Source organism: Halopseudomonas pertucinogena, from assembly GCF_014646575.1.
Classification (GTDB): Bacteria; Pseudomonadota; Gammaproteobacteria; order Pseudomonadales; family Pseudomonadaceae; genus Halopseudomonas; species Halopseudomonas pertucinogena.
Genome location: NZ_BMNN01000004.1, coordinates 67,377 through 89,138, shown reverse-complemented (window position 1 = coordinate 89,138; position 21,762 = coordinate 67,377). Strand labels below are relative to the sequence as shown.

At 64.8% G+C, this 21,762-nt stretch carries 22 protein-coding genes; 8 read left to right on the top strand and 14 right to left on the bottom strand.

Annotation, left to right across the window (positions count from 1 at the left end; genetic code table 11):
* Positions 1–2 precede the first annotated feature (2 nt).
* The 4 genes from rarD to IEW63_RS09865 all read left to right on the top strand — a co-directional run bounded on the left by rarD (position 3) and on the right by IEW63_RS09865 (position 4,232).
* Positions 3–902 carry an EamA family transporter RarD gene (gene rarD / locus IEW63_RS09880; protein WP_188636460.1) on the top strand — a complete coding sequence of 300 codons (900 nt, stop codon included), beginning with the start codon at positions 3–5 and terminating at the stop codon, positions 900–902.
* Between the two features lie 138 nt (positions 903–1,040).
* A complete protein-coding gene (pdhA, locus tag IEW63_RS09875) occupies positions 1,041–2,132 on the top strand; it encodes a pyruvate dehydrogenase (acetyl-transferring) E1 component subunit alpha (protein ID WP_188636459.1) in 1,092 nt (363 codons plus the stop codon).
* On the top strand, positions 2,125–3,120 hold the full coding sequence (locus tag IEW63_RS09870; protein WP_188636458.1) for an alpha-ketoacid dehydrogenase subunit beta: 996 nt from the start codon (positions 2,125–2,127) through the stop codon (positions 3,118–3,120). Before pdhA ends, IEW63_RS09870 begins: the two co-directional genes overlap by 8 nt.
* Positions 3,117–4,232, top strand: a complete 1,116-nt coding sequence (locus IEW63_RS09865; protein ID WP_188636457.1) for a dihydrolipoamide acetyltransferase family protein — start codon at positions 3,117–3,119, stop codon at positions 4,230–4,232. Before IEW63_RS09870 ends, IEW63_RS09865 begins: the two co-directional genes overlap by 4 nt.
* A 5-nt stretch (positions 4,233–4,237) precedes the next feature.
* Here the strand turns inward: IEW63_RS09865 and IEW63_RS09860 are convergent, their stop codons facing one another.
* Positions 4,238–5,389: a GGDEF domain-containing protein gene (locus tag IEW63_RS09860; protein ID WP_188636456.1), complete on the bottom strand. Its 1,152-nt coding sequence runs from the start codon at positions 5,387–5,389 to the stop codon at positions 4,238–4,240.
* Between the two features lie 119 nt (positions 5,390–5,508).
* Between IEW63_RS09860 and IEW63_RS09855 the strand changes: the two genes are divergently transcribed.
* The gene (locus IEW63_RS09855; protein WP_229710440.1) at positions 5,509–5,982 is read left to right on the top strand and encodes a DUF2946 family protein; all 474 of its coding nucleotides are present in this window, start codon (positions 5,509–5,511) and stop codon (positions 5,980–5,982) included.
* 55 nt (positions 5,983–6,037) lie between these two features.
* Positions 6,038–8,098, top strand: coding sequence for a TonB-dependent copper receptor (locus tag IEW63_RS09850; protein WP_188636455.1), 2,061 nt, complete (start codon positions 6,038–6,040; stop codon positions 8,096–8,098).
* A gap of 253 nt (positions 8,099–8,351) precedes the next feature.
* Here the strand turns inward: IEW63_RS09850 and IEW63_RS09845 are convergent, their stop codons facing one another.
* The 11 genes from IEW63_RS09845 to IEW63_RS09795 all read right to left on the bottom strand — a co-directional run bounded on the left by IEW63_RS09845 (position 8,352) and on the right by IEW63_RS09795 (position 17,123).
* Entirely contained in the window at positions 8,352–9,149 is a 798-nt protein-coding gene (locus IEW63_RS09845) for an undecaprenyl-diphosphate phosphatase (RefSeq protein ID WP_188636454.1), read from the bottom strand.
* A gap of 91 nt (positions 9,150–9,240) precedes the next feature.
* Entirely contained in the window at positions 9,241–10,548 is a 1,308-nt protein-coding gene (gene trhP / locus IEW63_RS09840) for a prephenate-dependent tRNA uridine(34) hydroxylase TrhP (RefSeq protein WP_188636453.1), read from the bottom strand.
* 117 nt (positions 10,549–10,665) lie between these two features.
* Positions 10,666–11,799, bottom strand: a complete 1,134-nt coding sequence (gene hemW / locus IEW63_RS09835) for a radical SAM family heme chaperone HemW (RefSeq protein WP_188636452.1) — start codon at positions 11,797–11,799, stop codon at positions 10,666–10,668.
* A 3-nt stretch (positions 11,800–11,802) separates the two neighbouring features.
* Positions 11,803–12,408, bottom strand: coding sequence for an RdgB/HAM1 family non-canonical purine NTP pyrophosphatase (gene rdgB, locus IEW63_RS09830; RefSeq protein ID WP_188636451.1), 606 nt, complete (start codon positions 12,406–12,408; stop codon positions 11,803–11,805).
* Positions 12,401–12,850 carry a DUF4426 domain-containing protein gene (locus IEW63_RS09825; RefSeq protein WP_229710439.1) on the bottom strand — a complete coding sequence of 150 codons (450 nt, stop codon included), beginning with the start codon at positions 12,848–12,850 and terminating at the stop codon, positions 12,401–12,403. The genes rdgB and IEW63_RS09825 overlap by 8 nt, the downstream gene beginning before the upstream one ends.
* Positions 12,851–12,863: 13 nt before the next feature.
* Positions 12,864–13,454 (bottom strand): methionine biosynthesis protein MetW, encoded by a 591-nt coding sequence (metW, locus tag IEW63_RS09820; RefSeq protein ID WP_188636659.1) that lies wholly within the window; start codon positions 13,452–13,454, stop codon positions 12,864–12,866.
* A gap of 2 nt (positions 13,455–13,456) precedes the next feature.
* The gene (gene metX / locus IEW63_RS09815) at positions 13,457–14,599 is read right to left on the bottom strand and encodes a homoserine O-succinyltransferase MetX (RefSeq protein ID WP_188636450.1); all 1,143 of its coding nucleotides are present in this window, start codon (positions 14,597–14,599) and stop codon (positions 13,457–13,459) included.
* A 106-nt stretch (positions 14,600–14,705) separates the two neighbouring features.
* On the bottom strand, positions 14,706–15,002 hold the full coding sequence (locus IEW63_RS09810) for a DUF167 family protein (protein WP_188636449.1): 297 nt from the start codon (positions 15,000–15,002) through the stop codon (positions 14,706–14,708).
* 2 nt (positions 15,003–15,004) lie between these two features.
* The gene (locus tag IEW63_RS09805) at positions 15,005–15,595 is read right to left on the bottom strand and encodes a YggT family protein (protein ID WP_188636448.1); all 591 of its coding nucleotides are present in this window, start codon (positions 15,593–15,595) and stop codon (positions 15,005–15,007) included.
* A gap of 9 nt (positions 15,596–15,604) precedes the next feature.
* Positions 15,605–16,423, bottom strand: a complete 819-nt coding sequence (gene proC / locus IEW63_RS09800) for a pyrroline-5-carboxylate reductase (RefSeq protein WP_188636447.1) — start codon at positions 16,421–16,423, stop codon at positions 15,605–15,607.
* 1 nt (position 16,424) lies between these two features.
* Entirely contained in the window at positions 16,425–17,123 is a 699-nt protein-coding gene (locus tag IEW63_RS09795) for a YggS family pyridoxal phosphate-dependent enzyme (RefSeq protein ID WP_188636446.1), read from the bottom strand.
* Positions 17,124–17,202: 79 nt separating this feature from the next.
* Between IEW63_RS09795 and IEW63_RS09790 the strand changes: the two genes are divergently transcribed.
* Both IEW63_RS09790 and IEW63_RS09785 read left to right on the top strand, forming a co-directional pair.
* On the top strand, positions 17,203–18,237 hold the full coding sequence (locus IEW63_RS09790; RefSeq protein ID WP_188636445.1) for a type IV pilus twitching motility protein PilT: 1,035 nt from the start codon (positions 17,203–17,205) through the stop codon (positions 18,235–18,237).
* Between the two features lie 45 nt (positions 18,238–18,282).
* A complete protein-coding gene (locus tag IEW63_RS09785) occupies positions 18,283–19,428 on the top strand; it encodes a PilT/PilU family type 4a pilus ATPase (protein ID WP_188636444.1) in 1,146 nt (381 codons plus the stop codon).
* Positions 19,429–19,482: 54 nt separating this feature from the next.
* On the opposite strand, the gene IEW63_RS09780 is transcribed toward IEW63_RS09785, so the two are convergent.
* Together IEW63_RS09780 and IEW63_RS09775 are read right to left on the bottom strand one after the other, a co-directional pair.
* The gene (locus tag IEW63_RS09780) at positions 19,483–20,763 is read right to left on the bottom strand and encodes a dihydroorotase (RefSeq protein WP_188636658.1); all 1,281 of its coding nucleotides are present in this window, start codon (positions 20,761–20,763) and stop codon (positions 19,483–19,485) included.
* A gap of 2 nt (positions 20,764–20,765) precedes the next feature.
* Positions 20,766–21,761, bottom strand: coding sequence for an aspartate carbamoyltransferase catalytic subunit (locus IEW63_RS09775; RefSeq protein WP_188636443.1), 996 nt, complete (start codon positions 21,759–21,761; stop codon positions 20,766–20,768).
* Position 21,762 lies beyond the last annotated feature (1 nt).

The window sequence follows — 21,762 nt, the reverse complement described above, 5'->3', positions numbered from 1 at the left end:
TCTTGTCACCTGGTGTCCTGTTGTCCGTCATGGCATCCGTGCTGTTCGGCGGTCTTTACTATTTCTCCACTCTGCTTGCTCCGCTCAGCGGCGAGCAGATCTTCGGCTGGCGCATGCTGCTGACCTTTCCGTTCGTGACGGTGTTCATGCTGTGCAGCAGTTACTGGTCGCTGGTACGCGAGCAGGTGGCGCGCATGCGCAGGAGGCCGTCGCTGTTTCTGCTGCAGCTGGTGACCTCGGCGCTGGCGGGCACGCAGCTGTGGATATTTCTCTGGGCGCCGGTCAATGGCCGGGCGCTGGAGGTGTCGCTGGGCTATTTCCTGCTGCCGCTGAGCATGGTGCTGGCGGGCTATCTGGTATTTCGCGAGCATCCCTCGCGGCTGCAGCAACTGGCGATCGGTTGCGCGGTGGTCGGGGTCGCCAATGCCCTATTGCAGGCCGGTACCTTTGCCTGGGAAACAGTATTGGTAGCAGCGGGCTATCCGTTCTATTTCATCCTGCGCCGGCTGGCCGGCACCGATAACCTCGGCGGCTTCTGGTTCGACATGCTGCTGATGTTGCCGGCGGCTGCCTGGTTCGCCTGGGCGGGAGGGGCGGCACCGGCGATGTTCGAGTCGACGCCCAACCTGTACTGGCTGGTTGCTCTGCTGGGTGCTTTCAGTGCGCTGGCGCTGGTCGGCTACATCCTGGCGGCGCGTCTGCTGACCTTCACCCTGTTCGGTCTTCTCGCCTATGTAGAGCCCGTGCTGCTGGTGCTGGTGGCGCTGTTGCTGGGCGAGCAGATCGCCCCCGAGGAGTGGCTGACCTACATTGCCATCTGGGCCTCAGTGGGTGTGCTGGTATTCGAGGGGTTGCGCCATCTGCGGCGCAGCCGCCGCCCGCTTAGCCGTCCCGGCGAATGATTGGCTCACGGCGAGACACCCCTCGGCACCGCAAAAGCTGACCTATACTCCTGACGAGACGCTGTCATCGCCGGCACCCCACCAGGGCGCTGGCGGGACGACCGGCCACAAGCCGGCCACCCGGTCAGGAGGATAGCCATGCCATTATCGGTACAGATTCCCTTTAGCCGTTACCTTGACGACCAGGGCCAGCCGCTCGGTGAGCTGCCAGGCTGGGTCGACGATCCCACTCTGCTGCACGCGCTGTATCGCCAGATGAACCTGGTCCGGGTGTTCGACCAGAAGAGCGTGGCGCTGCAACGCACCGGACAGATCGGCACCTACGCCTCCACCCTCGGTCAGGAAGCCATAGGCACCGCGCTGGGGCGTGCGATGACTGCCGCTGATGTGCTCATCCCCTATTACCGTGACACGGCGGTGCAACTGCAGCGGGGCGTGGCGATGGAAGACATTCTGGCGTACTGGGGCGGGGACGAGCGCGGCAGTGCCTGGGCCGCGCCGGGCGCCGCCGAGGATTTCCCGATCTGCGTACCGATAGCCACCCAGGCCTGCCATGCCTGTGGCGTGGCGTCGGCGTTTCGTATCCGCCAGCAGCCCCGGGTAGCGGTCACTACCTGCGGCGATGGCGCTACCAGCAAGGGCGACTTTCTGGAGAGCCTCAACCTGGCTGGGGTCTGGCAACTGCCGCTGGTGTTCGTGGTGAATAACAACCAGTGGGCAATATCAGTACCCCGACATCTGCAGTCAGCCGCGCCGACGCTGGCGCACAAGGCGCTGGCGGCCGGCATCCCCGGTGAACAGGTGGATGGCAATGATGTGCTGGCCGTGTATGACCGCTTGCACAACGCCATCGAGCGGGCCCGCGCGGGCAAGGGACCGGTGCTGATCGAGTGTGTGACCTACCGTCTGGGTGACCACACCACCTCGGACGATGCCAGCCGGTACCGCAGTGCCGACGAGCTGGCCGAGGCCTGGAAGCGCGAGCCGATCGGGCGCATGCAGCGCTTCCTGCACTGCCAGGGCCTGTGGGACGAGCAGCGCGAGCAGCAGCTGCAGCAGGAACTGAGCGATCAGGTCAATGCGGCGGTCGAGCGCTTCCGTACGATGCCGGACGAAGACCCCGGCGCGGCTTTCGATCATCTCTACCAGCGGTTGCCGGATCGCTATCGTGGCCAGCGCGACGAGCTGGTGACCCGCAGCGCTGCCGCGCAGGGAGGCAACCATGGCTGAGCAGAAGACACTGTGCATGGTGGAAGCCATCAACCTGGCATTGCATCGGGCGATGGCCGACGATCCCGACGTGGTGGTGCTGGGCGAGGACGTCGGGCCCAACGGCGGTGTGTTCCGCGCCACCCTCGGGCTGTACGAACGCTTCGGTTTTCGCCGGGTGATGGACACGCCGCTGGCTGAAACGCTGATCACCGGCATGACCGTCGGCATGGCCGCCCAGGGGCTGAAGCCGGTGGCTGAAATCCAGTTCATGGGTTTCATCTACGCGGGAATGGAGCACCTGATTTCCCACGCCAGTCGCCTGCGCAGCCGCACCCGCGGTCGGCTGAGCTGCCCGATGGTGATGCGCACACCGCATGGTGCCGGCATCCACGCCCCGGAGCACCACGGTGAGAGCACCGAGGCGCTGCTGGCGCATGTACCGGGGCTGCGGGTGGTAATCCCGTCCTCGCCCCGCCGCGCCTACGGCCTGCTGCTGGCGGCCATCGCCGATCCGGATCCGGTGATCTTCCTCGAACCGTCGCGGCTCTATCGCTCGGTGCGGCAGACAGTGACGGACGACGGCCAGCCGCTGCCACTGGATACCTGTTTTACCCTGCGCGAGGGCAGCGATCTGACCCTGGTCAGCTGGGGCGCGGCGTTGAAGGAGACGATGCAGGCCGCCGGCCGGCTGGCGGAGCAGGGCATCGATTGCGAGGTGATCGATGTGGCGACGCTCAAGCCACTGGACAGCGAGACCATCCTCGCTTCGGTGAACAAGACCGGGCGCTGCATCATTATCCACGAGGCGGCGCGCAGTTACGGTCCGGGGGCGGAGATTGCGGCGGTTCTGCAGGAGCGGCTGTTCCACCGGCTGGAAGCGCCGGTACAGCGGGTGACCGGTTTCGACTGTGTGATTCCCTACGCCCGTGGGGAGATGGCCTATCTGCCGGACGTGGACAGCATCTGCCGGGCGGCCCGGCGGAGCATGCAGGGGGAAGCATCATGAAACAGTTCAAACTGCCCGACCTGGGTGAAGGTCTGCAGGAGGCGGAAATCGTCGAATGGCACGTGCAGCCCGGCGCGAGTGTAGAACTGGACCAGTTGCTGGTCTCGGTCGAGACCGCCAAGGCCATCGTCGAGATTCCGTCGCCCCGGGCCGGGGTCATCAGCCGCTGTTTCGGCGCACCGGGGGACGTGCTGCACGTTGGCGCTCCGCTGGTGGAGTTCGAGGGTGCCGGAGAGGACAGCGGTACCGTGGTCGGCAGCCTGGGCCAGGACAGCGGCCACAGTGACCTGGCCGCCGATGACTTCATCATCGGTGCTGCGCCCTCCAGCCGCGACGCCTGGGCCGTCCAGGCCTCGGCCCAGACCCGGCAGCTGGCTCGGCACATGGGTATTGATCTGCAACAGCTCGAGGGCAGCGGAGCGCACGGGCAGGTGACCGAGGCCGATGTCCAGCGTGCCGCGCATGCCCGCCCCGGCGCCGGCGAGCCTGTACGGGGCGTGCGCCGGACCATGGCGAAGAACATGGCCCGTTCCCATGCCGAGGTGGTACCCGTCACCCTGATGGAGGATGCCGATCTGCATCGCTGGCCCGAGGGCGCGCGTGACCCGATGGTGAGGCTGGCGCGGGCCATCGCCCGAGCCTGTGAAGCCGAGCCGGCACTGAATGTGGGTTTTGACGCCCTTGCCATGAGCCTCACCCGCCATGCCCAGGTCGACCTGGGGGTGGCAGTGGACACGCCCGATGGCCTGTTCGTGCCGGTGCTGCGGGATGTGGGCCGGCGCGATGCGGAAGACCTGCGCGAAGGTCTGCGGCGACTGCGGGCGGATGTGCGCAGCAGATCGATACCGCCCGCCGAGCTGATGGGCGCGACCATTACCCTGTCCAATTACGGAGCGCTGTTCGGACGCTACGCCACGCCAATGATCGTCCCGCCGCAGGTGGCTATCGTGGGCGCCGGGGTAATCCGGGAACAGGTGGTGGCGGCTGGCGGGGAAATGGCCGTGCATCCGGTGTTGCCGATCTCGGTGACCATCGACCATCGGGTAGTGACCGGCGGAGAAGCTGCGCGCTTTCTCAAGGCGCTGGTGGAGGATCTCCAGGCGCCGGAATAACCGGATCAGATGGCCTGGATGCGGTTGCGGCCGGCGGCCTTGGCCCGATACATGCGGCTGTCGGCCAGCTCCAGCAGCCCGCTGGAGCTGTCGATCCGGTCGTAAAAGCGTTCGGCCAGGCCGATGCTGGCGGTCAGCGGCGTGCCGTCCGGGCGTGAGCCCAGACCGCTGCGCTGCAGTCGGTCCAGCGCTTGGCGCGCCCGGGTCATGTCGGTGTCCGGCATGATCAACAGGAACTCCTCGCCGCCCCAGCGCACCAGGCTATCCGAGCTGCGCATGCAGCTCTGGATACGCTGGCTCGCCTCGCGCAGCGCCTGATCGCCCATGGCATGGCCAAAACGGTCATTGATCTGCTTGAAATGATCGAGATCGATGAAGGCCACCGACAGGGCGCTGTTATTGCGCAGGCTGGTGCTCCATTGCACCTGAAGGATCTCCTGGCCGCTGTTGCGGGCGAATACCCCGGTCAGGTCGTCGCGGATTGCCCGGCGCAGCAGGGCGACCATATAGGCCAGCTGGCTCATGCAGGCCAGACTGGTGACCCCGGCAATCAGGATCAGCAACCAGAAGGCACCGACGAAGGAAGGCCAGTTGAGGGTCGACCAGTTCATATACCCGGCGATGCCCTGGGCCATCAGCAGGACGGCTCCCACCAACAGGTTTTCCAGCAGCGTGAGGGGAAACAGTGCCAAACCCGCCATCAACACGAAGGGCAGGAAGGCATAGCCGGCAGCCACTGCGGCGGGCAGGTCGGTCAGCTGGTAATGCGCCAGCAGCGTATGCGAACCGACATAGAAAAGGGTGGGAATGGCGAACAGGAAGAACATCGCCAGGTAGGCATCGGCCATGTGTTCCTGGTCTCGATAGAACAGCAGCAGACTGAAGAAGGCCAGGCATACCAGCAGACGCATACCCAACAGCTGCGCCCACAGCGGAAACGGAAAGGCCAGGTAATCGATCACCCCCCACAGCGGAGTCAGCACAGCGAACAGCAGGGCAAACAGCCGCACCCGGTCAACAATGAGGCTGGCGCGGTGACGGCTGACCAGCAGCGGGTGACGAAAGGGTGTCAGCAATTTCAAGCGTTCGCTGCCGGCGACCTCGGCAGGCAGGAGACGCGACAGACGGTAGCGGAGCAAGCTGAGAAGCGAAGGCATGGGAATGAAGTTGTAATTGATGTCGTAATGATGGCCTGGGCAAGATTACCGGCGTTCAGCCAGGCGCTGGCTGACGCAGATCAACGGAATGAAATGCGCGAAGAAAAATTGCGCCGGAATTGACGCTCGCCAAGAAAGCGTTTCCGCGCCTTCGCTATGCTCTGGACATCGAACCTGATGCGGACCTTCTACCGGTGCACAGACGACTCTCCCCGGCAAGTATCCGGCTTGGCCTGCTTGCACTGCTGCTGATCCACGTCGGCCCGCTGTATTCAGCATGGCAGCTGGCCCAGACCGGAACGCCGCAGGTCCACCGCCAATACGTGGACACCGCAGCTGGCGAGCTGGAATCCCCGGCCCACAGCGCACATCACCAGGCCATGGCCGGTCAGCCCCGGTGGCTGACCGTGTTGAACATGTGTGGCTATTGCGACCTGCTGACGCTGATTCCGCCGCTCACGCTGTTCGCTGCGCTGGTCCTGCCTCGATACCGGCCAGCAAAAGCGCACCCGCTGCCGGACATGTCGATGCCGCCAGCGTGGCGGCATGGTACCCACCATCCGCGGGCACCCCCTGGACCCATTTCCATCTGAACAGCCCGACCGTGCCAGACACGGCGATCCTGACTACTGAAAATGGAAATGTCCCATGTCCCGATTTCGTGACCGGCAGGCCCCCGTGCGCCTGCCCCAGGGCTGCGCCCTGCTCAACTCCCGCCGCCGCTGGCAGGCGGCCCATGCCGCCTTGCTCAGCGCCCTCGCTGCTGGCGCACTGGCGGCGGATCACCACGCCCACCATGGACACCACGACGCCGCCCAGCTGGCGCCGGTGGTCATCACCGGAGTCGGCCAGCAGTCCGCGCTGACGGTGATCACCGATCCGAAAATTCCGCGCCAGCCGGTACCGGCCAGCGATGCCGGTGATTATCTGCAGACCATCCCCGGCTTCGCCGCAGTGAGCGGCGGCGGTTCGAACAGCGACCCGGTATTCCGCGGCATGTTCGGCTCCCGCCTGAAGCTGCTGAGCAACGGCGGTGAGATGCTCGGCGCCTGTCCCAGCCGCATGGACTCGCCCAGTTCCTACATCACCCCCGAGAACTACGATTCGCTGACGGTGATCAAGGGCCCACAGACGGTGTTGTGGGGGCCGGGCAATTCGGCGGCGACCATCCTGTTCGAGCGCGACCCGGAGAGCTTCAGTGAGCCGGACGCACGCATCGATGCCAGCGTTCTGGGCGGCTCACACGGGCGTTTCGATCGCAACATCGATGCGGCGGCGGGCAGCGGGCAGGGCTACATCCGGCTGCTGGCCAACAGCTCCAGATCCGACGACTACGAGGATGGCAGTGGGGACGAAGTGCACTCGCGCTGGGCCAAGTGGAACAGCGACCTGGTGCTGGGCTGGACGCCGGATGCGGAGACCCTGCTGGAGCTGACCCTGGGCCGGGGCGACGGCGAGGCCCGTTACGCCGGCCGTGGCATGGACGGCAGCCAGTTCGAACGCGAGAGCCTGTCCCTGCGCTTCGAGAAAGGTGGTTTAGGCGACGTGCTGCAGCAGCTGGATGCGCGGGTCTATTACAACTACGCCGACCACGTCATGGACAACTACAGTCTGCGTACGCCGGGCATGATGCTGATGGCCTCCAATGTCGACCGCCGCACTCTGGGCGGACGTGTTGCAGCCACCTGGCAATGGGGCAACCATGAGCTGATTACCGGTGTGGACGCCCAGCGCAACGAGCACCGCCGGCGTGGCGGGGTGGATTACAGTGATCAGCCCTGGGACAAGGATGCCGACTTCCACAATTACGGCCTGTTCGGCGAATGGACGCTGGAGCTGGAGGACGATAACCGCTGGGTCACCGGTGCCCGCTTCGACCGCGCCAGCTCGCGGGATCACCGCCCGTCCGGCCCCACCGCCGGCAGCCGTCGCAGTGATAATCTGCCCAGCGGCTTTGTCCGCTTCGAGGGCGGGCTGGAAGCTCTGCCCGCCACCTACTACATCGGCCTGGGGCATACCCGGCGCTTTCCGGATTACTGGGAACTGTTCTCCGGCGGCACCGATGCCTTCGCCAGCCTGAGCCCGGAGAAGACTACCCAGCTGGATCTTGGGCTGGAATACTCGCGCGGCAATCTGGACGCCTGGGTGTCAGCCTACGCTGGTCAGGTGCGTGATTACATCCTGTTCGTCTACCCCGCGGGTGGCGGCATGGGCATGAACTCAGCCCAGGCCTCCAATGTGGACGCCCGCATCATGGGCGCCGAGCTGGGCGCCGGCTACCGCTGGGCGGAAAACTGGAAGACCGACGCAAGCCTGGCCTATGCCTGGGGCAAGAACAGCTCCGACGGCGAGGCGCTGCCGCAGATGCCGCCGCTGGAAGCACGGCTGGGACTGACCTGGGAGCGGGACGACGTCAGTGTCAGCGGCCTCTGGCGGGTAGTCGCCGCGCAGACCCGGGTGGCGGAAGGCAGGGGCAACGTGACCAGCAGGGACTTCGACGAGAGCGCCGGCTTCGGTCTGCTGTCCGTCAACGGGGCATATCGCTTCAATGAGCATTTCAAGCTCAGCGCGGGTGTGGACAACCTGCTCGACAAGACCTACAGCGAACACCTCAATCAGCTGGGCAATGCCGGGGTAGGCCTGTCGGCCAGTGAGCGGTTCAACGAACCGGGGCGGACCCTGTGGGCGAGGGTGGATATGAGCTTCTGAAGGTGTGCTTCCCCCTCTCCCTGTGCAAACCGGCAACATGGGTTAAAAGTGTTACCCATGCTCCGGTTGCACAGTCAGTACTGCAGCTGAGTTCACCCTCTCCGCCCGGGGGATAAGGGCGGATCTGAGTTTTTGAGAGGTGGCTACCCTTGGATGATGGACTGCCATCCAGAGACTGAAATCTGTGCTCAACCAGTCACCCCTCTCCCCTCGCGGAAGAGGGGCCGGGGGGAGCAGCGACCTGGGAAAGGCCTCAGTAAAACACCACCAAAAGCGCCGCACCCAGAATGATCCGGTAGATCACGAAAGGCTGCATGCCGATACGCTTGATGAACACCAGGAAGTAGTGAATGCACAGGAAGGCACTCACTGCCGACACCAGTACACCCAGCCCCATGGCAAACCAGTCCACCGCCACCTGCTCCTCGATCAGATCCCTGGTCTTGAGCAGGCAGGCCAGCAGAATCACCGGAATGGACAGCAGGAAGGAGAAGCGCGAGGCGGCTTCCCGGTTCAGACCCAGCATCAGCGCGGCGGTGATGGTGATGCCGGCCCGGGAGGTGCCCGGTATCAGCGCCAGCGCCTGGGCGCAACCGATGATCAGCACGTCCTTCCAGGTCATCTGGCTCTCGGTGCGGTTGCCGCGGAACTTCCAGTCGGCCCAGCCCAGCAAGAGGCCGAAGAACACCAGTCCCATGGCCAGATAGAACGGCGAGCGCAGGTACAGCTCGATCTGGTCCTTGAACGCCAGCCCTGCCAGCCCCACCGGGATGGTGGCGAACAGCACTCCCCAGGCCAGCCGGGCATCGTCGTCGGCCTGGCGGGTAATTACCGAGCGGCCCCAGCTGCGGGTCATGTTGAACAGGTCGCGGCGAAAATACAGCAGCACCGCAAACAGGCTGCCGAAGTGCAGCGCCACGTCGAATGCCAGGCCCTGATCAGGCCAGCCGGTCAGGGCCGGGACCAGGATCAGGTGGGCCGAGCTGGACACCGGCAGAAACTCGGTCAGGCCCTGCAACAGGGCCAGAATCACTACTTGCAACCAATCCATCTGTTACTGCGCTCCAAGGTTGGGAGGAAATGAGGCTGGACGAGGGCGCAAGTAAACCACGATCGGACGGATTGAGCGACTGCCGGCTGGCCTACTCCGTCGTCGGCAGACAGCGCAGCAGCAGCGCCATCTGCGCCGTCGCACCTTCGGGTCTGGGAATGCGCACAACGTGCCCGGTGCCCGGCGCGATCTCGGCGGGCTGGCCATGGCGGTCCAGCAGTGACTGCAGAACGAAGCTGTGATTGCCGGAGGGGGTCATGAGTTCCATCCGGTCGCCCAGTTCGAAGCGGTTCTTCACCTCGATGCTCAGCCAGTCGCCCAGATCTTCCAGCACTTCGCCGACAAACTGATGACGGCTCATGCTGGAATTGCCCCGCTCGTAGTTCTGGTACACACCCGGCGGGTGGCGGCGGTAGAAGCCTTCGGTGTAGCCGCGGTTGGCCAGGCTTTCCAGATCGTCCATCAGGCCCATGTCGAAGGGCCGCCCGGCGACGGCATCGTCGATCGCCCGGCGGTAGGTCTGTACCGTGCGCGCGACGTAGAAATGCGACTTGGTGCGGCCCTCGATCTTCAGTGAATGCATGCCCATGTCGACGAAGCGCGGCACATGCTGCACGGCGCGCAGATCCTTCGAGTTCATGATGTAGGTGCCGTGTTCATCCTCCTCGATGGCCATCTGCTCGTCGGGTTTGTCGCTCTGGTTCAGCAGGAACACCGGCTGCTCCTCCGGTTGATAGGTGCGCACCGGCTCGACATTGCCTTCGGCGGTCTCCCGGGCCGGCTGCAGGTCGTACTTCCAGCGGCAGGCGTTGGTGCAGGCGCCCTGGTTGGCGTCCCGGTGGTTGAAGTAGCCGGACAGCAGGCAGCGGCCCGAGTAGGCAATGCACAGGGCACCGTGGACAAAAACTTCCAGCTCCATGTCCGGGCACTGCCGGCGGATCTGCTCGATCTCGTCCAGCGAGAGCTCCCGGGACAGGATCACCCGTTCCAGCCCCTGTTGCTGCCAGAACTTCACCGTGGCCCAGTTGGTGGCATTGGCCTGCACCGAAAGATGCACCGGCATGTGCGGCCAGCGTTCGCGCACCAGCATGATCAGTCCGGGGTCGGACATGATCAGCGCATCGGGGCCCATGGCGATGATCTGCTCCAGATCCCGTTCATAGGTCGCCACCTTGCTGTTGTGGGCGGCGATGTTGCTGGCCAGGTAGAACTTCCTGCCCAGCGAGTGGGCTTCCTTGATGGCCTCGGCCAGCACCTGGGGATCGTGGAAATCATTTTCGCGCACACGCAGGCTGTAGCGCGGCTGGCCGGCGTAGACCGCATCGGCGCCGTAGGCAAAGGCAAAACGCATGGCCTTGAGGGTGCCGGCTGGCGCCAGCAGTTCGGGGGCTTGGGGCATGAGTGATCCTGTTTACAAGACAAGAGGGCGGGGAGGATAGCCGCTCGGTCCTTGCGGGACATTGATCAGGATCAGGTGAAGTGGGGGATTCGCCGGGCTGCTGCGCAGCCCCGGGATCTAGAGAAACATCTCCAGCAGATCATTGAGAAACAGCCGGCCCTGCTCGGTCGGACGCAGCTGCCGGTGCCAGGGCTCGAGCAGGCCCCGCTGTACTGACTGGTCGAGGAGCGGGGCGATAGACTCGATGGGCTGGCCGGTGCGCTGGCTGTACCAGGCGCTGGGCACACCGTCGACCAGGCGCAGGGCATTCATCAGGAAATCGAAAGGCAGCTCCTGCTCGCTCAACACCTTGCTGCCGGCGAGAAACGCCTTGTCCCGATCCAGATAATCCCGCGGCTGACGGGTCTTCCAGTAGCGTTCCACCCGGCCATCCGGGTGGGTCAGCTTGCCGTGGGCACCGGCGCCGATACCGAGGAAGTCGCCATATTGCCAGTAGTTGAGGTTGTGTCGCGCCCGACGCCCGTCGCGGGCATAGGCTGATATCTCGTACTGGGCATAACCGGTTTCAGCCAGCCGGGCCTGACCGGCTTCCTGGATGTCCCACAGCACCTCCTCTTCGGGCAGCACCGGCGGGCGGCTGTAGAACACCGTATTGGGTTCCAGCGTCAGCTGATACCAGGACAGATGTTCAGGTGCCAGGGCAATGGCCTGATCGACATCGGCCCGGGCCTGCTCCAGCGACTGGCCGGGCAGGCCATGCATCAGGTCCAGGTTGAGGTTGTCGAAGCCGGCCCGGCGTGCCATGTCGACCGCCGCCAGGGCTTCGCGGTCGTCATGGATACGCCCCAGGGCCTTGAGATGGACCGGATTGAAACTCTGGATGCCGATCGACAGCCGGTTGATGCCGGCGACCCGGTAGTCCCTGAATCTGGCCTGCTCGAAAGTCCCGGGGTTGGCTTCCAGGGTGATCTCGATATCCGATGCGAAGGCAACGCGTCGCTGCATGACCTGCAGCAGCCGATCGAGGCTGGCGGCGGAGAACAGGCTTGGCGTGCCGCCGCCGAAGAAGATCGAGCCCAGCTCGCGGCCATGGACATGCTGCAGGTCGCCATCCAGATCGGCGATCAGCGCATCGATATAGTCCTCTTCCGGCAGCCCGCCCTCATGGGTATGGGAGTTGAAGTCGCAATAGGGGCATTTGCGCACGCACCAGGGGATGTGCACATAGGCGGCCAGCGGCGGGAGCGTCATGGGTTATTCCGCCAGCCCCAGCCGGGCGCGCAGCAGGGCCATGGCCCGGGCGCGGTGGCTCAGCCGGTTCTTCTGCTCGGCCGGCAGTTCGGCGCTGGAGACGCCCAGTTCCGGGATCAGGAACAGCGGATCGTAGCCGAAACCGTGCTCACCTCTTGCAGCGTGAAGGATGCGTCCTTCCCAGGCACTTTCACAGATGATCGGTGCCGGGTCGTCGGCATGGCGCACCAGCGCCAGCGCACAGATGAAACGGGCGCTGCGCCGCTCATCCGGCACCTGGGCCAGTGCGTCGAGCAGCTTGGCATTGTTGGCCGCGTCACCCTGGCCATCGGCATAGCGTGCCGAGTAGATACCCGGTGCGCCGCCCAGCGCGTCCACTGCCAGACCGGAATCATCCGCCAGCGCCGGCAGCCCGGAGGCGCGGGCGGCGTGGCGGGCCTTGATGATGGCGTTTTCGACGAAGCTCAGCCCGGTTTCCTCGGCCTCCTCATTGATGAAGCGGCTCTGCGGCAACACCTCGATGTCATCGCCGAGCATGGCCTGCAATTCTTTCAGCTTGCCGCTGTTGTTGCTGGCCAGCACCAGCTGGCTGAACTTCAGATCACTCATCCGGGTGGAATTCCTGCTGGAAGCGCACGGTATGTACCGGTGCGTTGTCGTCGGCCTGCACCCGCACCTCAAACTGCAGCAGCCCGCGCTGGGCTGCGCTGTAGTTGGCGACGAAGTAGATCGCCTCCTCCTCCTGGATGCGGATGAACTTCAGCGGCGTGGTCTGCTGGATCAGGTTCTTTACCGTCCCTTCGACTCGCGCGTCCACCACTTCAATGCCGTCGTCGGTGAGCCGCTGTACGGCGATGTTGACCACGCCCTGGCGCGGACCGCGTTGCAGGCCTGCGGCAGCGGCGATCTCCGGCTGCAGATAGGAGCTGTTGAAGGTGTTGTGATGCACCAGCAGATCGCCGAAGCGCTGGGGACTCTGTGCCGGGCCCGACTGGGCAAGGGCGAGGGCAGAGGCAAACATCAGCAGGGTGGCGGATATCAGACGTTTCATCAGTTTCTCCTTGTCAGCGGGTGACGCGATAAATGGCGACTTCGCCGAGCAGGTTCGGCCACATGGTGCTCAGGCGATTGCTGCGGTGGGTCTGGTCCACCACCAGCCGGTCGAGGATGCGGACCGAGCGCTCATGGCACAGTCTCTCGAAGTCATTGAAGGTACAGAAATGGATATTGGGCGTGTTGTACCAGGTGTAGGGCATGAACTCGGAGACCGGCATGCGCCCCTTCAGCCCGAGGTACAGGCGACAGCGCCAGTGTCCGAAGTTGGGGAAGGTGAGAATGGCCTCGCGGCCGATGCGCAGCATATCCTCGAGGATGCGGTCGGGATAGTGCACCGCCTGCAGCGCCTGGGTCATGACCACCGTGTCGAAGCTGCGGTCGGCGAAGTTGTCCAGACCGAGGTCGAGGTTCTTGTCGATGACATTGACCCCCTTCTCGATGCAGGCGTTGATGTTGTCCGGATCGATCTCCAGCCCGTAACCGCGTACCTCCTTATGGTTCTGCAGGTAGTGCAGCAGTTCGCCCTGACCGCAGCCCAGGTCGAGCACATGGCTGCCGGGCTGGATCCATTTTTCGATGATCTGCAGATCGGCGCGCAGGCTCATGCGTCCACCTCGATACGATTCATGTAACTGCCCAGCGCCTGGATGTACCTGGGTATCGGCAGCAGGAAGGCGTCATGGCCCTGCTCGGCTTCCACTTCCAGATAGCTTACGTCCTTGCGCGCGGTGATCAGCGCATTGGCCAGTTCCCGCGAGCGGGCCGGCGGGAAGCGCCAGTCGGTGCTGAAGGAGATGACCAGAAAACGGGCCTTCACCGGCTCCAGGGTCTTGCCCAGATCCCCGCCGTGGGCACGGGCCGGATCGTAGTAGTCCAGTGCCTTGGTCATCAGCAGGTAGGTGTTGGCGTCGAAGCTCTTCGAGAAGGCCTGGCCCTGATAGCGCAGATAGCTCTCCACCTGGAATTCGACGCTCTTGATGTCGTATTTCAGCTCGTCCGAGCGCAGGTCGCGGCCGAATTTCTGGCCCATGGCATCGTCCGACAGGTAGGTGATATGACCGACCATGCGCGCCAGACCGAGGCCGTGCTTGGGCACCACGCCGAAGGCGGCATAGTCGCCGTCGCGGAAGTCCGGGTCGCTGAGGATTGCCTGACGGGCGACCTCGTTGAAGGCGATGTTCTGGGCCGACAGCTTGGACGCCGTGGCAATCGCCACGCAGTGGCGCAGCCGGTCCGGGTACGCAATTGCCCATTGCAGCGCCTGCATCCCGCCAAGGCTGCCGCCGACCACGGCGGCCCAGCAGTCGATCCCCAGGTGGTCGGCCAGACGGGCCTGACTGTTGACCCAGTCCTCCACCACGATCATCGGGAAGTTGGCGCCCCAGACCTTGCCGGTTTCCGGGTTGATGCTCGACGGGCCGGTGGAGCCGTGACAGCCGCCGAGGTTGTTCAGCGCAACGACGAAGAAACGGTTGGTATCGATGGCCTTGCCGGGGCCGATACAGGCATCCCACCAGCCGGGCTTGCGATCATCTTCGCTGTGGTAGCCGGCGGCGTGGTGATGGCCGGACAGCGCGTGGCAGATCAGCACCGCATTGCTGCGGCTGGCATTGAGCTGGCCGTAGGTTTCATACACCAGCTCGTACTGAGCCAGGCTGCGCCCGCAGGCCAGCTGCAGAGGCTCGCTGAAGGTCTGCCGCTGCGGCGTGACCAGGCCGACGGAATCAGCAGGGAATCGGGACATTGGGTTTCGCTTTTCCTGTAGTGAATTGGCCGCGATGTACGGTCCGGGCCAATAATCGAGGCGTCAGTCTAGGGTGTCTCGACATCCTGTCGCAAGCGGCGACGCATCATCCTGGGCGCTGGATCCCCAGCGCAGCGGGCAGCTGTTGCGGCGATTCGATCAACACCCTTTTCTGCCGGCTCTGCTGGCCGCTCAGCAGGCTGACCTGGCGCTTGCCCACGGCAAACTCGCGGGCGAGGAAGTCGATCAGCATGCCGTTGGCCTTGCCGTCCACCGGCGGGGCGCTGATGCGGATCTTCAGGCGTTCACCATGCTGCCCGGCAAAGCCGATCTGCCTTGCCCCCGGCTGCAGGTGGCAGTCCAGAATCAGGTCCGGACCGCGCCAGTGATAGAACCCGGCCATCCTCAGAGCGCCAGGGTCAGGCCCTTCGGCATGCCGGTGGCGATGGCCAGGTTGGTGATCAGCAGCATGTCCAGCAGATTCAGCGCGATGAACGCGAAGATCGGTGACAGGTCCAGCCCGCCCATGCTCGGCAGGAAGCGGCGGAAGGGCGCCAGCACCGGTTCGCAGATCTGGATTACCAGAATCGCCGCCGGGTTGTGGCTGTGCGGCGCCACCCAGGACAGGATCACGCTGATGATCAGCGCGAAGAAGAAGATCTTCAGGAACAGCGCGGTGATCCCCACCAGCGACCACACCAGCAGCTGAAGTATCGGCGGCAGGGCGTAGCCCATCAGCTTGATGATCAGCGCCAGCAGTACCAGCTGTACCAGCACCGCCAGCACCAGCGACGCCACGTCAACGCCGCCGAAGCCCGGAATGACCCGGCGCATGGGTTTGAGCAGGGGCTGGGTGGCCCGCACTATGAACTGCGACAGCGGGTTGTAGAAGTCGGCGCGGACCAGCTGCAGGATGAAGCGCAGCAGCACGATCAGCAGGTACAGGCTGCCCAGGGTCTGCACCACGTACACGGCGGCCATGTTCATTCCGTTCATCATGTCTCCTCAGGCAAGTTCTCTTGAAAGGTCTGCGGACCGCTCCGCGGCGGCTTCCATGGCCCGGGCCACCATGCCCGGAAGATCATCCTTGGTGAAGCTCTTTATGGCCTGCTCGGTGGTGCCGTTGGGCGAGGTGACACGGCGGCGCAGCTCGGCAGGGTCCACATCGCTGTGCACCGCCATGTCGGCGGCGCCCAGCGCGGTGTGCAGGGTCAGGCGCTCGGCCACGTCGCGGGGCAGACCGAGCTGCACGCCGGCATCGGTCATGGCCTCCATCAGATAGAAGAAATACGCCGGACCGCTGCCGGATACCGCGGTGACCGCATGGATCAGGTCTTCCTGCTCCAGCCAGAGACTGATGCCCACCGCGTTGAGGATGTCCTCGGCCAGTGCCTTCTGCTGCGCGCTGACCAGGTCACTGGCATACAGGCCGCTGACCCCGCGGCCACGCAGCGCCGGCGTGTTGGGCATGCAGCGTACCAGCGGGGTGTCCTCGCCCAGCCAACGGGCCAGGCTGGCACAGGTGATGCCGGCGGCAATCGAGATCACCAGCTGACCGGGCTTGCGCGGGCGTGGCAGCGCCTGGCAGACGGCGCGCATGACCTGCGGCTTGACCGCCAGTACCAGCACGTCACATTCGCGCGCCAGTTCGCCGTTGTCGCTGCTGGTGCGGATGCCGGCCTGGCGGGCCAGGTCGGCTAGCTGCTGCTCGTTGAGGTCGCTGGCCATGATCCGCGAGGCCTCGACACCCTGCTGCAGCAGGCCGCCGATCAGGCTGGAGGCCATGTTGCCGGCGCCGATGAATCCGATGGTGGGTGCGGTCATGTCAGTGATCCTTCTGGGTGGAGGAGTAATCGCGGGCCCCGAACAGGGCGGTGCCGATGCGTACCAGGGTAGCGCCTTCGGCAATGGCTTCGTCGAGGTCATCGCTCATGCCCATGGACAGGGTATCCAGCGGCAGTGCCAGCTCGGCCATGGCCTCGCGCAGGGCACGCAGCGGTACACGACGTTCGGCACTGGTCGCGGCCGGGGCGGGAATGGCCATCAGGCCACGCAGGCGCAGCCGGGGCAGCTCCGCCACCGCCCGGGCCAGGGCCGGCAACTCGTCGGGGCTGACGCCGGACTTGCTGTCCTCGCCGCTGATGTTCACCTGCAGGCATATGTTAAGCGGCGGGGCGTCGGCCGGGCGCTGGTCGGACAGGCGCTGGGCAATCTTCAGCCGGTCCACGCTGTGCACCCACTGGAAGTGCTCGGCGATGGCGCGGGTCTTGTTCGACTGGATCGGGCCGATGAAATGCCAGACCAGCGGCAGATCGGTCAGCTCGGTCATCTTGGCGAGGGCTTCCTGCAGGTAGTTCTCGCCGATATCCGCCACGCCGGCGGCATGCGCTTCACGAATGGCCGAGGCCGGGCGGGTTTTGCTGACCGCCATCAGGGTAATGTCCTGCGAATCGCGTCCAACAGCGTGCGCAGCACGCAAAATGCGCATACGAACGTTTGCAATATTCTCTGCTATCGTGGACATTACGGACGTTAATCACCTTGCCAAATGGAGCTGACCTGCGCTGCATTCTACATGCTTGCAGGTTGCAATGGGGAACCCTATGGATATTACCGAGCTGTTAGCCTTCAGCGCCAAGCAGGGCGCGTCGGACTTGCATCTTTCGGCCGGACTGCCGCCCATGATTCGCGTGGATGGTGATGTGCGCCGTATCAACGTGCCGGCGCTCGAGCACAAGCAGGTGCATGCGCTGATCTATGACATCATGAACGACCGCCAGCGCAAGGATTACGAAGAGTTTCTCGAAACCGACTTCTCCTTCGAGGTGCCCGGAGTGGCACGCTTCCGGGTCAACGCATTCAACCAGAACCGGGGCGCCGGTGCGGTGTTCCGGACCATTCCTTCCAAGGTACTGACCATGGAAGATCTGGGCATGAGCGACGTGTTCAAGAAGATCTCCGACGTGCCGCGCGGTCTGGTACTGGTTACCGGGCCCACCGGCTCGGGCAAGTCCACCACGCTGGCCGCGATGATCGACTATCTCAACACCACCAAGTATCAGCACATCCTGACCATCGAGGACCCCATCGAATTCGTCCACGAATCGAAGAAGTGCCTGGTCAACCAGCGTGAAGTGCACCGCGATACCCATGGCTTTGCCGAGGCGCTGCGCTCGGCCCTGCGTGAAGACCCGGACATCATCCTGGTGGGTGAGATGCGAGACCTGGAGACCATCCGCCTGGCACTGACTGCGGCGGAAACGGGTCACCTGGTGTTCGGCACCCTGCATACCACCTCAGCGGCCAAGACCATCGACCGGGTGGTGGACGTGTTCCCCGGTGAAGAGAAGGCGATGGTCCGTTCGATGCTGTCCGAGTCGCTGCAGGCGGTGATCTCCCAGACCCTGCTGAAGAAGATCGGTGGTGGCCGGGTGGCGGCCCACGAAATCATGATCGGCACCCCGGCGATCCGCAACCTGATCCGCGAAGACAAGGTAGCGCAGATGTATTCGGCGATCCAGACCGGCGGCAACATCGGCATGCAGACGCTGGACATGTGCCTGAAGAATCTGGTTTCGCGTGGCCTGGTCACCCGGGAAGCGGCACGGGAAAAGGCCAAGGCGGCGGAAGGTCTCTGATGATATTTGGCAGGGTGCAGGAAGGCGCCCGCAGACGAGGAAGCTATGGAGTTTGAGAAGCTGTTGCGACTGATGGTCGAGAAGGGCGCGTCGGACCTGTTCGTCACCGCCGGCGTGGCGCCGAGCATGAAGGTGCACGGCAAGATCCTGCCGGTGACCAAGACCCCGCTGTCCCCGGAGCAGACCCGGGAGACGGTGCTGGGGGTGATGTCCGAGGCCCAGCGCCGGGAGTTCGCCGAGAAGAAGGAATGCAACTTCGCGATCAGCGCGCGGGGCATCGGCCGCTTCCGCGTCAGCGCCTTCTACCAGCGCAACCTGGTGGGCATGGTGTTGCGCCGCATCGAGGTCAACATCCCGACCATGGAAGACCTGCGCCTGCCGGAGATCCTCAAGAAACTGGCCATGACCAAGCGCGGGCTGGTGATCTTCGTTGGCGCCACCGGCACCGGCAAGTCCACCTCGCTGGCGTCGATGATCGGCTACCGCAACAAGCACTCCAGCGGCCATATCATCTCCATCGAGGACCCGATCGAGTTCATCCACCAGCATCAGAACTGCATCGTCACCCAGCACGAGGTGGGCATCGATACCGACAGTTTCGAAGTGGCGCTGAAGAACACGCTGCGCCAGGCGCCGGACGTGATCCTGATCGGTGAGATCCGGACCCGCGAGACCATGGAGCATGCTCTGGCGTTTGCCGAGACCGGCCACCTGTGTCTGGCCACCCTGCACGCCAACAACGCCAACCAGGCGCTGGACCGCATCATCCACTTCTTCCCGGCGGACATGCACCAGCAGGTGTGGATGGACCTGTCGCTCAACCTCAAGGCCATCGTCGCCCAGCAGCTGATACCGACGCCGGACGGCAAGGGTCGCCGTGCCGCCATCGAGGTCATGCTCAACACCCCGCTGGCGGCGGACATGATCCGCAAGGGCGATGTTCACGAGCTCAAGCCGCTGATGGCGCGCTCCAACGAACTGGGCATGCAGACCTTCGACCAGGCGCTGTACAAGCTCTACAGCCAGGGCGAGATCACCTATGAGGACGCGCTGGCCCACGCCGACTCGGCCAACGACCTGCGTTTGCTGATCAAGCTGGGCTCGGAAACCGACGGCAAGTATCTGATGCGCGAGGAGCAGTCGCTTTCCATTCAGGGCGACGAGGAAGAAACCTTCCATCTGCGCCGCTAGGCTTCACCGACACTCCCCGGCGCCAGCCGGGGAGTTCTCCCCAGACTTCGCTGCTCAACCTGCCTGGTTGTAATAGACCTGCCGACCCTGATACAGGGTATGAACCACTCGCCCCGGTGCGCTCTGGCCGATGAACGGGCAGTTGTTGCCGCGGGACAGCCAGTTGGTACCGATGTCGGTGGTGATCGCCGGGTCGAACAGCACCAGATCGGCACTGTCGCCCTGGGCAATACGCCCGGCGGGCAGGCCCAGTGCTGCAGCGGGGCCGGAAGTCAGGCGGGCCAGCAGCGCCGGCAGCTCCAGCAAGCCATCGGCCACCAGCGTCAGCGCCAGCGGCAGGAGGATCTCCACGCTGCTGATGCCCGGTGCCGCAGCGGCGAAGGGGACGCGCTTGGCTTCGGACTCGTGGGGCTGGTGATGAGAGGCGATGGCCTGGATCACCCCGCTCTGTACCGCCGCCCGCAGCGCACGCCGGTCGCTGCTGCTGCGCAGTGGCGGCATCACGTGGAGCAGGCTGGAGTAGCCATCCAGATCCTCATCACACAGCAGCAACTGATACATGGCCACGTCGGCGGTGACCGGCAGGCCGCGGGCCTGGGCATCGGCGAGCATATCGACGGCCCGGGCGCTGCTCAGGCCGCTGAAATGCGCGCGCACACCGGTCTGCTCGATCAACAGCAGGTCTCGCGCCAGCGCCACGGTTTCGGCGGTTTCCGGAATGCCCCGCAGGCCCAGCCGCGCCGCGGTGGGGCCCTCGTGGGCCACGCCGCCTTCGGCCAGCGCGGCGTCGAGCGGCATGAAGATCACCGGCAGGTCGAACCCGGCGGCGTATTCCAGTGCCCGGCGCAGGATACGGTTGCTGCCGAAGGGTGCCAGCCCCTGGGTGAAGGCCACGCAGCCGGCGTCACGCAGGGCCACCAGTTCGCTCAGCTGGTCACCTTCGAGCCCCTTGGTCAGGGCGCCGATGGGGAAAACCCGGGTCTGACCGGCGCGCTCGCTGCGGTCGAGGATCAGCTCGGCCACCGCCGGGGTATCCAGCACCGGCCGGCTGTCCGGCGGACAGCACAGGCTGGTCACGCCGCCGGCGGCCGCGGCCCGGGTTTCACTGGCGATATTGCCCTTACGGCCGAAGCCCGGTTCGCGCAGGCTGGCATCGAGGTCGACCAGGCCCGGGCAGGCGATCAGCCCGCGGGCGTCGATCGTCTGGGCGGCGACGAAACCTTCCGGCGCCTCGCCCAGGGCGTGAATCCGGCCGTCATCAATATGCAGGTCAATGATCTGGTCGAGCTGGCTGGCAGGGTCAATCACCCGAGCGCCGGCAACGGTAATGCGCATGCTCATACTGCTCCCTGTCTGGACTGGCGTTGGGTGGTCTGGCCGGCCATCGCCATGGACATCACGGCCATGCGTACGGCGATGCCGTAGGTCACCTGGTTGAGGATCACCGACTGGGCGCCGTCGGCCACCGCCGATTCGATTTCCACCCCGCGATTGATCGGTCCCGGATGCATCACCAGCGCATCGGGCCGGGCCAGCGCCAAGCTGTCACTGGTCAGCCCGTACTGGCGATAGAACTCGCCTTCGCTGGGCAGCAGTCCACTCTGCATGCGCTCCTTCTGCAGGCGCAGCATGATCACCACGTCCACATCCCGCAGGCCGACCCGCAGGTCGTTGAACACCCGCACGCCGTACTGCTCGATGCCCTCGGGCAGCAGCGTGCGCGGGGCGATCACGCGGATGTCCGGGCAGCCGAGAATGCGCAGCGCCTCCATGTTCGAGCGGGCCACCCGTGAATGCAGGATGTCACCGACAATGGCCACCGACAGCTGTTCGAAGGGCGCCTGATGGCGGCGGATGGTCAGCATGTCGAGCATCGCCTGGGTGGGGTGGGCATGGTTGCCATCGCCGGCGTTGATGATAGCCACATCCGGGCAGACGTTGCCGGCAATGAAATGCGCGGCGCCGGAGTCGCCATGGCGAACGATGAACATGTCGGCGGCCATGGCTTCCAGGTTACGCAGGGTGTCGTACAGGGTTTCGCCCTTGCTGGTGGAGGAGGTCTGCACATCCAGGTTCAGCACGTCGGCGGACAGCCGCTTGGCGGCCAGCTCGAAGGTGCTGCGGGTACGCGTGGAATTCTCGAAGAACACGTTGCACACGGTCTTGCCGCGCAGCAGCGGCACCTTCTTGATGGCCCGCTCGCCCACCTCGAGGAAGGAATCGGCGGTGTCCAGGATCTCGGTCAGCAACTCCCGCGACAGCCCGTCGATGCCGAGGAAGTGACGCAGCTGGCCTTGGTCGTTCAGTTGCAGTTTGCTGGATTTCAGGCTCATT